6 protein-coding genes are annotated in these 14047 nt (G+C 52.3%); 1 reads left to right on the forward strand and 5 read right to left on the reverse strand.

Going from position 1 to position 14047, the window contains the following annotated elements; translation table 11 throughout:
* Positions 1 to 20 precede the first annotated feature (20 nt).
* The gene (locus CYPRO_RS09745; protein ID WP_114984437.1) at positions 21 to 4958 is read left to right on the forward strand and encodes a RecQ family ATP-dependent DNA helicase; all 4938 of its coding nucleotides are present in this window, start codon (positions 21 to 23) and stop codon (positions 4956 to 4958) included.
* A 571-nt stretch (positions 4959 to 5529) separates the two neighbouring features.
* On the opposite strand, the gene CYPRO_RS09750 is transcribed toward CYPRO_RS09745, so the two are convergent.
* The 5 genes from CYPRO_RS09750 to CYPRO_RS09770 all read right to left on the reverse strand — a co-directional run bounded on the left by CYPRO_RS09750 (position 5530) and on the right by CYPRO_RS09770 (position 13821).
* Positions 5530 to 8991 carry a sensor histidine kinase gene (locus CYPRO_RS09750; RefSeq protein ID WP_114984438.1) on the reverse strand — a complete coding sequence of 1154 codons (3462 nt, stop codon included), beginning with the start codon at positions 8989 to 8991 and terminating at the stop codon, positions 5530 to 5532.
* A 1024-nt stretch (positions 8992 to 10015) separates the two neighbouring features.
* Positions 10016 to 11095 (reverse strand): glycosyltransferase family 2 protein, encoded by a 1080-nt coding sequence (locus CYPRO_RS09755; RefSeq protein ID WP_114984439.1) that lies wholly within the window; start codon positions 11093 to 11095, stop codon positions 10016 to 10018.
* 277 nt (positions 11096 to 11372) lie between these two features.
* Complete coding sequence (locus CYPRO_RS09760; protein ID WP_114984440.1) at positions 11373 to 11897, reverse strand: TlpA family protein disulfide reductase; 525 nt, start codon at positions 11895 to 11897, stop codon at positions 11373 to 11375.
* A gap of 74 nt (positions 11898 to 11971) precedes the next feature.
* The gene (gene dnaJ / locus CYPRO_RS09765) at positions 11972 to 13141 is read right to left on the reverse strand and encodes a molecular chaperone DnaJ (protein ID WP_114985762.1); all 1170 of its coding nucleotides are present in this window, start codon (positions 13139 to 13141) and stop codon (positions 11972 to 11974) included.
* Positions 13142 to 13212: 71 nt separating this feature from the next.
* On the reverse strand, positions 13213 to 13821 hold the full coding sequence (locus CYPRO_RS09770; protein WP_164682677.1) for a nucleotide exchange factor GrpE: 609 nt from the start codon (positions 13819 to 13821) through the stop codon (positions 13213 to 13215).
* Positions 13822 to 14047: the final 226 nt, after the last annotated feature.

Here is a 14047-nt window from a genome sequence, read left to right on the forward strand (position 1 = left end):
TTCAGGTTCGGCAATTTTTAATGGAGCTTTCGAAAACGGTTGTTTTTATTGATACTGAGGTCAATCCGCAGCGGGAGAAGGTGACCGATGCCGGGGCGGTTTTCAGCACGGGGGCTTCGTTTCACGGGAAGGATTTGCGGTCGCTCGGGCGCTTTGTTGCGACGGCAGATTTTCTGTGCGGACACAATTTCCTGCAGCATGATTACCGGTATCTCGCCCATCTGCCCGAGCTGCAGGCGTTCGGGCCGGAGCGCATTATTGATACGCTGTACCTCTCGCCGCTGCTGTTTCCGGAGAAGCCCTATCACCGGCTGCTGAAAGATGACCGGCTTGAGGGCTCGGATCAGAACAACCCGCTGAATGACGCCCAAAAGGCGCGGGATTTACTGAATGATGAGCTGACGGCCTTCAACCGGCTGAATCCGGTGAAGCAAACGATTTTTGCCGGACTTTTGGGAAATCCGGACGGCTTCGGGGCTTTCTTCCGGCTGCTCGGGATGGAAGCGAAATTGACGGATGCCTTCGAACTCATCCCGCTGATCTACGCCGACAAAATTTGTCATAACGCGGATATCGCCGGACTTACACAGCGTGCGCCGGTGGCGCTTGCCTACGCGCTCGCGCTGGCGGATACGCGCCAAAACGACTCCATTACCCCACCCTGGGTGCTGCGGAATTTCCCCGAAACGGGCGCGGTGATCGAACAGCTTCGCAATACGCCCTGCAAACCGGGCTGCGGTTACTGCAACAAAATGCTGAATCCGGTGCAGGGACTGCGGCATTATTTCGGCTATCAGGCCTATCGGACGTTCGACGGGGAGCCACTGCAGGAAAAAGCGGTGCAGGCCGCGCTCGAAGGGGATTCGCTGCTTGCTATTTTTCCGACCGGCGGCGGGAAATCGCTCACCTTTCAGGTGCCCGCACTTATGGCCGGCGAAAATACCCGCGGCCTGACCGTGGTGATTTCCCCGCTGCAATCGCTGATGAAAGATCAGGTCGATAACCTGCTCAAAAAGGGGATCACGCGGGCGGTGACCATCAACGGGCTGCTCGACCCGATCGAGCGCGCCGTGGCGATGGATCAGATCGAGAACGGACAGGCGTGCATGCTCTACATTTCACCGGAATCGCTACGTTCGGCGACCATCACGCGGCTGCTGGCCGGTCGCAAGATTACGCGCTTCGTGATTGATGAGGCACACTGTTTCTCCGCCTGGGGTCAGGATTTTCGGGTTGACTATCTCTACATCGGCAGGTTCATCCGCGAACTCGAAAAGCTGAAGGAGCTCAGCACGCCCATCCCCGTTTCCTGCTTTACGGCGACGGCCAAGAAACAGGTGATTGAAGACATATGCGGCTATTTCCGCGAGCACTGCGGGCTGGAGCTGCGCGTGTTTAAGTCGTCGGTGCGGCGGGTTAATCTCGAATACGAGGCCTGGCAGACTGAAGATGAAGCGCGCAAATATGAAAAAATGCGCGAGCTCGTGACCCGGAATGAGGAACCGGCCATCGTGTATGTTTCGCGAACAAAAAAGGCCAAAAAGATTGCGGAGCGCCTGATAAAGGACGGCATAGCGGCCCTGCCCTATCACGGGAAACTATCCAAGGAGGAAAAAACTGCGAATCAGGACGCCTTCATGCGGGGCGAGGTACAGGTTATGGTTGCAACTTCGGCCTTTGGCATGGGCGTGGATAAAGATGATGTGCAGCTCGTGATTCACTACGACATCTCGGACTCCCTCGAAAATTACGTGCAGGAGGCGGGGCGCGCAGGACGGAATCCTGAGCTGCAGGCGCGCTGCTACATCCTGTTTGACGAAGCCGATCTCGACAAGCACTTCATGCTGCTCAATCAGACCAAGCTCAGCATTCAGGAAATCAAGCAGGTGTGGAAAGCGGTCAAACAAATCACGAAGAGCCGGCTGACGGTTTCACAGTCGGCCCTTGAGCTGGCCCGCAAAGCCGGCTGGGATGACAGCGTGGAGGACATCGAAACGCGGGTCAAAACCGCGATTGCGGCGCTTGAGGAGTCGGGCTATCTGAGTCGGCGTCAGAACTCGCCACGGGTGTACTGCGACAGCATCATCCCCAAAAACGCGCAGCAGGCCATAGAACTGGTCGAAGCTTCGGGACGTTTCAGCCCAAAGCAAACCGAGGATGCAACGCGTATCCTTAAAAGTCTGTACTCGGCTAAAAGCCGGATTCTACGAGATGATGAGCTGGCTGAGAGCAGAATTGATTACATCTCCGACCGTCTGGACATTGAGCCGCTGCGGGTTATCGAAATGGTGCAGAAACTAAGAGAAATAAATGTACTGGCTGATGCCAAAGACCTTTCCCTATACCTGCAAAAAGAGTCCCGCACCAACCAATCTCTCAACCTGCTGAACCTGCATATCGAAACGGAGCGCTTCCTGCTGGCCAAAGTGCAGTATCAGGCCGAGAATGATCTGCGGGATCTCAGTGAAGCGCTGGAAACTGAGTCCGGTGTAAAGTCGGGTCTGAAAATACTCAAGACGCTCATCAGCTTTTGGTCGGTCAAAAATTATGCGAAAGATGCCTGGGAGCACGACCGGAAAACCGTGATTTTGCAGCTCAGCCGACGCCCGAAAGTATTTGAAGAAGCCATGCAAAAACGGCACCTGCTGAGCCGGTTTTTGGTGGAGTACCTGTTTGACAAGGCAAACGCCGGCGCTCCGCAGAATACTGATGACAAAGACGTGCGCCATCTGCGGGCGGACTTTTCCGTGCTCGAATTGCTTGAAGCCTGGAACCGGAAAAGTACCGGCGACCTCATGCAGACGGAAGCAAGCGCCGATGAAATCGAGGAAGCGCTGTTTTTCCTGAGTCGCATTGGCGCGATTACCATTGACGGCAGCTTCATGGTTATTTACAATAAGCTTACCCTTGAGCGGCTCGAGACCAATCCGCAGGTCCGCTACAAGGCGCAGGATTACGCCCGCCTCGAGGAGCACTACAAGCAGAAAACGGCGCAGATTCACATTGTGGGCGAATATGCGAAGCGGCTGCTCCGGGACTATCAGGACGCGCTGCTGTTTGTGAATGATTATTTCGAGCTGGAGAATGAAGCCTTCCTGAGCAAATATTTTGGCGGCAGCCGGAAGGAAATCACCCGAACCATCACACAGGCGAAGTTCAACAAGCTGTTTGGTGAGCTTTCGCCAGGACAGGTTCAAATCGTGAAAGAGCGAAAGCATCCGTATATCGCAGTTGCGGCGGGTCCGGGCAGCGGCAAGACCAAAGTGCTGGTACACAAACTCGCGGCCCTGCTGCTCACCGAAGATGTGAAACAGGATCAGCTGCTCATGCTCACCTTTTCGCGGGCTGCCGCAACGGAGTTCAAGGTCAGGCTCAAAGCGCTGATCGGCAATTCTGCGCACTTCGTGAAGATCGCGACCTTCCACAGCTACTGCTTCGAGCTTGCGGGACGCCTCGGGAGCCTTGAAAAAGCGGATGGCATCATCGCAGACACGGTCGAACGCATCCGCTCGGGCGAGATCGAGCGCAATCAAATTACCAAATCGGTGCTCGTCATTGACGAAGCGCAGGATATGGACGCCGATCAGTTCGAGCTCGTACTTGCCCTCATGCGTGCCAACGAGGAAATGCGCGTGATTGCCGTGGGCGACGACGATCAGAACATTTACGCTTTTCGCGGCTCGGATTCGCAGCACTTCGCCAAATTCTGGAATCACAAAAAGCGCACGGCACAGTTCGAAATGGTCGAAAACTACCGGAGCGCGGCCATCATCACCAATTTCAGCAACAGCTTTGTGCTGGGTATCCGGCAGCGGATGAAGAAGACGCCGACGCAGTCCAAAGTCAAATTTACGGGTCAGCTCGACCTCACGCAGTATCCGCCGCAAAGCAGCTTGCTGCTGCCTGTCGCGGAGGCCGTGACCGAAGCGGGCCTGATCGGCACGACCGCAGTCCTGACCCGCACCAACGAGGAGGCCATGCTGCTCAACTCATTGCTGCGCCTACGGGGCGTATCATCCCGCCTCATTCAGTCGAACGAAAGCTTCCGCCTGCACGACCTGCGTGAGCTGCGCTACTTCCTCGATCAGCTCGAACTCGAGGACGGCATTTTCACGATCCGGGAGGAAGAATGGGAGGAAGCGCTGCGCCGGATGAAAATGCGCTTTGCTGAAAGCACCGTGCTCAAAACCTGCCTCGAAGTACTCACCGGGTTTCGCGAAAGTACGGGCAGGACGCTCTACCGCAATGATTTGCTGCAATACCTGCGCGAGGCCCGGCTCGAAGACTTCCTGCGGCAGCGCGAGGGCACGGTCATCGTCTCGACCATGCACAAAGCCAAGGGCCGCGAATTCGACACCGTATATGTGATGGATGGCGGTCACCCCCCGCAAACCGATGAGGATCACCGGCTGCTGTACGTCGCCTTCACCCGCGCCAAACGCCGCCTCAGCATACACGCGGCACACCGCGCCTTCGGGCGTCACCTGCCCGATGGCGCCATCCTGCAGGAAGACGACCGCCGCTATCCCGAACCCGACCTGCTCACCGAACAGCTCACGCACAAAGATGTCTGGCTGAGCTTTTTCCGGTCACGCGGCAGCCGGATCGAACGGCTTCGAAGCGGCATGATTCTCACCTGGAACGGCGAAGCCTGCCTCAACGAGAGGGGCGAAGAAGTGCTGCGCTTCTCCAATGCCTACCGCGAGCGCATGAAACAGCACGAGAAACGCGGCTTCGTGCTCAAAGAAGTGGTTGTCGCCTACATCGTATGGTGGAAATCCGAAGAAGAACCGCAACCCGCGGAAATCGCGCACGAGGCCGATCAGGAAACAAACGCCCCCAGCGGCACTCTGCACCAAAACATACCCACGAGCCCGCAACCGGAGGTCCTCGTCGCCCTCCCCCGCCTCCGCTACGCCCGCACCCCCGCCGAAACCCAAGCACACATCCGCGACTAAATACCGGCCGCTGTGCTGTTTCAAGCCTCTGTTTTTTTGGGAAAAACTCCGTGAGCATCACTGTTTGCAGGGGTGGTTCCCGGCATCCCAAATCGGTCTCACGGCTCCCTGCTTTTTTTGTTTGGCGATTTGTTTGTGATTGATTGCCAATCTCGCGGAATCGTACGTATCAATTCAAGGTTACGCGGATGTCGTGAGTGTCGCCAGTGTCACGCGTGTCACCCGTGTCACGGGCTTCGCGTGTTTCGACGTTGGGCAAGTTTCACCGTAGAGAAAGGGCATGCCCTTTCTCTACAGGTTATCCGTAACCACGATTTTTTTTCACGATACCGAATTTTCTTCCATCCCCATCATCATTTGCGGTATGAACACCGTAATTCATTTCGGGTGAACACCTCGTACTACCACCTCAATAAGCAAGGTACTATGAGACCGATTTGGGATGTCAGGAACCAGCATTGAGCTCAGTGATGCTCTCGGAGTTCCCCCCCAAAAAAAGAAGCCGGGGTTAGCTGTGCAGCCGGGATTCAGAGGTTGCCGTATTTTTTCAAAAAACCTACGGTGAAGCGCCTCAGCTTTGTTCAGCCTCGCCTGCCGTTATTTCGGGTTCAATCAGGGGTATTTTCACCCTGAACAGCGTGCCTATGCCTTTTTTGCTTTTTACTTCAATCGTGCCATTGAGCATTTTCACCATATCGCTGACGAGCACCAGCCCGAGCCCGGTACCGGTTTCCTCCGATGTGCCTTTATGCGAAACTTCTTTCTCGAGGGTGAAGAGTTTTCGAAGCTGTTTTTCGCTCATGCCGGTTCCGAAATCCTGAATTTCAAACACGGCGGTACGGTCATCTTTATATGTTTTGAGGATGATCTCCGAATCCGGCCATGAAAATTTTACCGCATTGCTAATGAGATTACGGAGGATGGTTATAATCATATTCTGATCAGTCGTGAGCTGAAAGTCAGATAGCTGCATGTTAAAACGGAGGCTTTTGCTTTGTGCAGGAAGCTCCCATGAAGCCGCCGCCGCCTGCATTACTTGCCTGACATTTGTTTCCGCCGGGGTCACTTTCACCTGATTCAGCTGAATCCTGGCCCAGTTCAGCAGATTATCCAAGAGTTTGCTGTGGTTTTCTGCTGAACTGTGGAGCAGGTCTAATACTTCCTCATACTTTTCGTCATCGAGCTCCTCCCGGTGATCCCGGATCAGTTCAATAAGGCCCCTGATTCCCATAAACGGCCCGCGCAGATCGTGTGCAATAATGGAGAAAAATCGGTCCTTAACTTCATTAAGCTGCTTGAGGTCATTTGCCTGCATTGCAATCAGCCTTTGCTGCTTCAGAGCTGCTTCCTTTTCAGCGAGGAGTTCGCTTGTCCGTTCATCAACTTTCCGGGTGAGCAGCCTTTCCTGCCGCTCGTAGGCGCCAATCCGGTAGTGGTATCCGCTGTACAGTACCAAAACAAGCATACAAGCTAATACTGTACGAAACCACCAGGTTTGATAGAAGTGAGGCTGAATGGTGATTATTAGCCGGGTTTGGGCTGCCTGCGTAAATTGAGGATCAAGGGGATCGGTAGCGGTTAAAACAAACTGATAAGTTTTGGGAGGAAGGTTGGTATAGCTTGTGATACGACGGTTTCCGGCAGCCGTCCAGCGGTCTTCGTATCCTTCAAGTTTGTACCAAAAACGTACGGCATCGGGCGCATTGAAAGCAATACTGGTATAATTGATCATGAAATCATCATCCCCTGCAGGCAACACAAGCTTATCCGGAAACTGACTGACTACACCTTCCGAAGTAAAAAGATCGATAATCGGTATCGGGGATACTCTTTCGCTTTCAATTTCATTGGTTTCAAAAAAAGCCATGCCCATTTGGGTAGCAAAAAACAGCTGACCGTTATCTCTGAGGATGAAACTGCTCTGGAACCCCCCGTTTCCTTCGGAGTTTGCAAGTCCCTGCCGTTCCGTAAATACGGTAGAGCGGATCCGAAGTTTATCATCGTCAAGAAGCTGATTTACATCTTCCTTATACACGAAGAAAATGCCGTGATTTGTACTCATCCAAAGCCGCCCTCTGAAATCTTCTGTTACGTTGTGGAGCAGATCACGAAAAAGCCCCATTGATGCATTTACAGTTTTAAGCTCCGTGTTTTTATAGCGGGTTAAGCCGCCGCCTTCGGTTGCGATCCAGACCGTTCCGGTATCGTAGCGGTCAAGGTAAATCCCTCTTACGCTGTTGTTCCCCAGCCCGTCTCGGGTTGTGTAGTGCTTACAGTCTCCGGTTGAGTCGTTGAGATAAAATAAACCCGCGCGCAGCGTTGCAATCCAAAGACCGCCTTCTCCGTCAGCTTTAATTTGCTGTACAAAAGCCCGGCTCATCTGATCCTGACAGGCATAGGAAACCGAAACGCCGTTCCGTAGCTTTCGCAGCCCGCTTAATAGCCCTACCCACATGGTTTGATCGTCAGCAATATGGAGCGCCCGAATTTCAAGCACATCCTGATGCAGGTCTGTGCTTAGCCATTCGAAATACCCGTCCGGCCTTTGCTTTGCTATACCGAACCGGTTCACTCCGGCGTACAGTGTGCCATCTGCATCACTCGCAAAAACATACACATCCATAAGCGGATTTCTGCCCGGCAACAAGGGAAAAGGTTGCGGCTGCATATTTTCCTGTTTTCTGTAAATTTGACCCCGCCGGGTTGACATCCAGATATCACCTCTGCTATCCTCATAAATGCCCATAAGTCTGTCATCTCCTGCTTCATCCCTTGTTCTGATGGAATACACAAGTGCGTCGGATACCCGAATCAGACCGTTAAACAGACTTGCAAGCCAGATATTTCCGTCTTTATCCTGAAAACTTTTTGTAACATTTTGAAGCAATGGGTATTCATTTCGATCAATTACATTAAAATGAACACCGTTTGCTGTAATCATCTTGCCCTTATTGGTTGGAAAAAACCAGGTATCCCCTATCTTAAACGGCTGATAACGTAATAATCCCGCTGCTGACAAATCTTCAACAAAAAACTGTTCGTTAAGGTTAAGGGTTGCATCTTTTCCAAAAACAGAGATACCACTTGAGGAATTAATGAACAGTCTATCATCCCCAACCATGATCCCTAAACCGTTAAAGGTGTCGTGCTGATCATTAACCTCTACTTTTTCGAATGTTTCAGCATTAATGTAGTATAAGCTGGGAATTACATAAAGTATAACACTACCCCTGTACGATAATAACCGGGAGCGATCAGGGTGATAGCCCGGCACATCAAACTTTAGAACATCCCGCTGCGGATTTATCGCGATCACCTCATTGAGTGTTGTAAGGTAGAGCGATCCGAATTGATCTGTAGCATAACTCGTGAAGTAGGGGTTTACTTCATCCATAGCCGGAAACACAAAGGGGCGCATAGCTTCTTGTGCATGATCATAATAAAATAGCCCATTTTCAGTCGCAAACATGAGTTTCCCGTCCCATGCGAATGGCGTTGAGGATTTAGCATCGGTGAAACCGTTCTCTTCGTTAAAAAAGGTGAATACGCCGTTTTTCATTTTTAACATGCCCCCGTATTCGGTCACAAACCACATCACCTCAGGATCGAACGGATCAGCTTTTATCCAGGTAAAACGGTTCGTGTTTATTTCGGGATATTCGCTTGTGTTATATGTCCTGAACTCAACCCCATCATACCGAACGATACCCTCATAAGTTGTGAACCAGATAAAGCCTCGGTTACACTGATTGATGTCAACAACGGCATTTACAGGCAGACCGTCTCCGACCATCCAGTTTTGAATCAGTAATTGTGCCTGTTGAGAAGTTCCAAATAAGCTTTCACTGCCTGCCTGAATACCAGTGGCGTTTACTTTGCTGTACCCTGCCGCTACCCCGATTAGCAACAGCATCACACCCCACACTGCCAACTTAAACATGTTTCCAAACATCTTGTGCCGGTTAATAAGAACAGAGAACCTACACCGAAGCTGCTCATCCCCGTTATGTTTTGTTAAATGGTTGTTGCGCATAGCTTCCAAGCTAAGTGAAATAAATATCAAATAAAAAATACTAAATATTCAGCATAAAAATGAAGCATTCTGATAGTAGTGACGATTCACCACTCACCATACTTTTTGTTCCATGTCTCAAATAGCAAGTTATCAGGTATATTTACGTAGAGTTCCCTCAACAAGTAACGCCACCCTGATTAGCTAATGCTGTCAGATTCAACACAAACAAAGTAGCGGCAATCCAGGCATTGAAGGACAACGCTGCAACTAAAGCCCCGGCAGCCTATTGAAGCCTCATGTGAGAGATCTCCTGCGGTTGTCCGGCCCCGATAGGGATCAACGCTGCCGAGCCCTGCACAACAAGATCCTTCGACTCCGCTGCGCTTCGCTCAGGATTACATGCTCGCCACGCGTCAAACGGCGCGGCATGCCGCGCCGGGGGTTTGAGAATTGCCCCTGTCATCCTGAGTGAAGCCGTAGCGCAGCGAAGGCGGAGTCGAAGGATCTGGTGATGGGGTTTGGGAGGTTGGTTTGGACGCTCTGTTATTTCGTGCTGTGTTTATGTCCCGGAGCCCCCCACGGCGTCATCCCGGAAACACCCACTTAGGTGTAATATTATTAACGTTACAGCACAATGGCGTTATCCGGGATCTACCAGCTTCGGCCTGCGACCATGCCTGTACTTGGGATTCAGTTGCGACCGGGTCCTTGTGGTTCCGGCATCCCAAATCCGCTATTACATCGCGGCGGCGTCCGCCTGGTAGATCCCGCATAATGCTGCGCATCTTTTCGTGATGGTAAAATAACACCGATTTGCAGCATTTCCGGGATGAAGGCCTCGGGGTTTTAGACAGGCTGGATTTGGCTGGATTGAACCGGGTCAGGACGGGGATCAGGATTGGGAAGCTGGTTTCACAACATCCTGTTCATCCCATAATCCTAAAAATCCTGTTCAAAAAGCAAGGCGGTGGTAACCAATCCCATCTGCCTCATCCGCCTCCCATCATCCGCGATCTTCGGCCCTCGGTCCATCCGCGCAATCTCACCCAACAAAATGTTTCCAGACAATGCTCAGGGGGCTGAACCCTGTCAGCGGTTTGGTTTCGTTGAAGCGGTCGCGGAGCCTTGCGCGTTGTTCGAGCCAGTACGTGATGTTTTGGTAGAAGTCGCGGTAGGCACGAAACAAGGCGCGCTGATGGGCCGGCTCTCCCTGAAACAAAAAGCGCATGCCGGCAAGGGCGTCGGTGCATAGGCGTGCAGCAAGCACGGGCAGCAAGGCGCCTTCCCGGTAGTTTTTGGTCAGCATCGCCAGACTGTTGCGGAAATTGTAGTAGGTTTTGACCGGATTTCCCTGTGCGAGACTGCCCCCGCCCCAATGCCATACAACCGATTCCGGACAGAGCCGGATTTCCCACCCCGCACGCTGCAGCCGCCAGCACAGGTCGATTTCTTCCATGTGGAGACGGAATGCCTCATCAAATCCCCCCATCTCTAAAAAGAGCTTCTTTCGCACGCAAAGCGCGGCCCCCGACGCCCAGAATATCTCGGCGGGGTAGTCATCATACTGCCCCACATCACGCTCGAGCTTGTCAAAAACCCGTCCCCTGCACCAGGGGAATCCGAGCTGATCGAGCATACCACCTGCCGCGCCTGCGTATTCAAAAAATGCCGGATTGCGGTCTGAGCGGATTTTAGGCTGTGCGGCAGCAAGTTTGGGGTACCGCTCAAAAAGGAGTGTCAGCGGCTTCAGCCAGTTGGGTTCAACGCGCACATCATTGTTCAGGAACACCAGCAAATCACCTGAAGCTGCGGCCGCTGCCCGGTTGTTTCCGCCGCAATACCCGAAATTTTCTTCAAATGCCAGCACCCTGACCTCCGGAAATTCGCGTGTAAGTACCGCGAGCGAATCATCCTCTGAAGCATTATCGGCTACGATTATTTCGAGACGGGCATAGTCCGTGCGCAACAGCGATGGCAGATAGGTCCGCAAATGATGGCTGCCGTTCCAGTTCAGCACGATAACGGAAACCAGCGGCGACGGCTCTTTCGACGCTCGCGCATGCGAATCAGACTGAAATTGGGACTCAGATTCGGTCTTGCTTAAAGACGGGACAGCTTCCATCGAAAAAAAACAGAACGGTTAGGGAATTGAGAGCTTTGAAGTAAGATAGGATGATTCGGCTTCTTCGCACCAAAAATAAATATGCCTGTGTGTGCATCCCTGCCTTCGCTCAGGCTTCGTAACCATCACCCGAAAAAAAAAGCGCCCCGACTGCCGCGTATGCGAAACAGCCGAAAGGCGCTTTAAAAATAAACGGGCTTCAATACCATCTGATTGGGAAACAATCTCAGCAATGCAGCCAGGATTGGCTCAGATTGTCAAAACAAGCGGAAGAAATTTACTCACCGCGGTTGTTTTCGATCACTTCGCTGATGGCGTTAAACTCCCGCTCCGGACCGCGTGATCCGGTTTCGGTTTTGTAGAATGTGCCGTCAGGCCTTACATACACTTTGTAGGGGATACCGCGGATTTCCAGCTTGGTTGCCAGCTCATCGCCGTGCACAAAGATGAAGTCGTAATCATGCTGATCAATAAAACGACGAACAACCGCTTCGGTATCACTCCATCCCGGAGAGACCGCGAGCACGACAAAATCATCCGGAAAATCCGTCATCAGCTGGTTCAGGGCGGGCATAATTGCGAGACAGGGGCTGCACCAGGTTTCCCAGAAATCAATCAGTACCGTTTTGCCTTCAAAATCTGAGACCCGGACCACGTTGCCGTCCCAATCGCGAAATTCAGCGGATTCAACCGCTGCGATTTGTGCCTCTGTAAGGCTGCTCTGCGCCTGAGCGGGTGCAGTAAACAGTATTGCCATGCCAAGAGCGATCAGGCTTACAAGTCCGAAAAAATGTGTTTTCATATACCAGTTCTGTTGGTTAACGTTCAGTGAAGATTAACCCCAACGAAGGCGTCAGGCATTCATTGAGCGTGCGATCAGGAAAAAATGTTTTTGATACGCGAGAAGAAACCGTCCTTGTTTTCAGCCTGAAGCTTGGGATCGAAATGATCGCTTTCCCGCAAACCTTCCACAACTTTCCGCTCTTTATCGCTTAGCTTGGTCGGGATGTACACATTAATGCGGACAAACTGATCTCCGAAAACATTCTGACTGTTCAGGCGCTTGATACCTTTTTCCTTCATCCGCAGGTGCTTGCCTGATGGCGTTCCCGGCTCAATTTTGAGCTTGGCTTTGCCTTTGAGCGTCGGGACTTCGGCCTCGGTGCCGAGAATGGCGTCGGGAATGCTGATCTGCAGATCATAAAAAATATCATCGCCGTCCCGCTCGAAATATTTGTGCTCTTTTTCCTGAATAATCACAAGAAGATCGCCGGCATCCCCGCCGCGAATGCCCTGATTGCCTTTGCCGCGCAGGGTGATGTAGTTGCCCGTCGTAACACCGGAAGGAATTTTCACCACAATGGTTTCTTCGCCTTTGGTGCGCCCTTCGCCCGAACAACTCTTGCACTTGTTTCGAATGGTGCGGCCTTCCCCCTGACAGCTCGGGCAGGGCTGCACATTCACGAAGGAGCCAAACATGGTACGCGAAACCTGACGATACTCACCGGTTCCGCTACAGGTGCCGCAGGTCATAAAATCTTCACTGGTTTCAGCACCTGTACCATTGCAGCTGCCGCACTTGGTGAATTTGGTGACCTTGAGTTTTTTCTCCACCCCAAACGCAATTTCTTCCAGCGTGAGCGGCATATTCAGCTTCATGTCTGAGCCCGGCACGCCAGATGAACGCCGGCGTCCGCCCCCTGCGGAGCCTCCGAAACCACCGCCGCCACCGCCGAAAATATCCCCGAAGCGGCTGAAAATATCTTCGAAGTCCATTTCCTGAAATCCGCCACCGGCACCGCCGCCGCCAAAACCGCCGCCGTTCATTCCGGCATGACCGTAACGGTCGTATCGCGCCCGCTTTTGGTCATCCTTTAAAACGTCAAAAGCCTCAGCGGCTTCCTTAAACTTGGTTTCTGCTGAGGCATCTCCGGGATTTCGGTCAGGGTGATACTCCATCGCTTTTTTGCGATAGGCTCTTTTGATGTCATCGGCGCTCGCTCCGCGGTCAACGCCCAGTACTTCGTAGTAGTCTCGTTTGCTCATGAAGTTGATTTTGTCCCGGTCTGCGCGCGGCTGCGGCAAACCGGGTTTTCAGAAAAGTTGTGTATTTAAATTTACTGGCTGACAATAACCTTGGCGTGACGAATCACCTTTTCACCAAGTTTGTAGCCGGTTTCCAGCACCTGAAGCACGGTATTGCTTTCGGTGTTTTCATCAGGGGCAGGCTGACGCATCAGGGCGTCGTGCAGTTCCACATTAAAGGGAATGCCGGTTTCATCAATCGGCTCAACGCCCATTTTTTCAAGGACTGAACTGAACTTGTTGTGCACCATTTTTACCCCGTCAGCAAAGGCGGCGTTGGTATCCTCCGGCACATTCTGCAAACTGCGGCCAAGGTCGTCATAGACCGGCAGCAAATCTGCGACGGCCTTCATTTTTGCATCATCAAAAAGCTGAATCCGCTCACGCTGTGTACGACGCTTCATATTGTCAAACTCAGCAATTTTGCGCAGAATCTGATCTTCTTTCTGCGCAAGCTGCGCTTTCAGCTGCTCAACCTCAGCCTGCAGGGCACTAACTTCATCAGAATCTTCAGAAGTCATTTCCTCAGAATGATCAGCACCTGCCGTATCCGCTTCCTGCGCAAGCGTTTCGGTTGCTTCTGCGGATGTCTGCTGCTGCTCTTGCTCCGGCTCAAGGCCGGTTTTGTTTTCAGTATTCATCGTTGGGTTTTGTAAATATCCGGTTGAAGAAAGAAAGCCGCTTTTGAAGCGGCTGTTTAATTTTTGCCATAGCTCTGCAAATTTCATACCAAGCAACACTTTAGGTCAGAGCTGTGAGATTGTCAGGAAATTCGCCCCGAAACGTCCGCGCAGCGGGAAAGCTGTCAGACTTTCAGCCGGCAGTGCGTCAGCGTTTCCGGGCAGACATAAAGGCAATAGAGATACG

It is taken from the genome of Cyclonatronum proteinivorum (genome assembly GCF_003353065.1).
GTDB lineage: Bacteria > Bacteroidota > Rhodothermia > Balneolales > Cyclonatronaceae > Cyclonatronum > Cyclonatronum proteinivorum.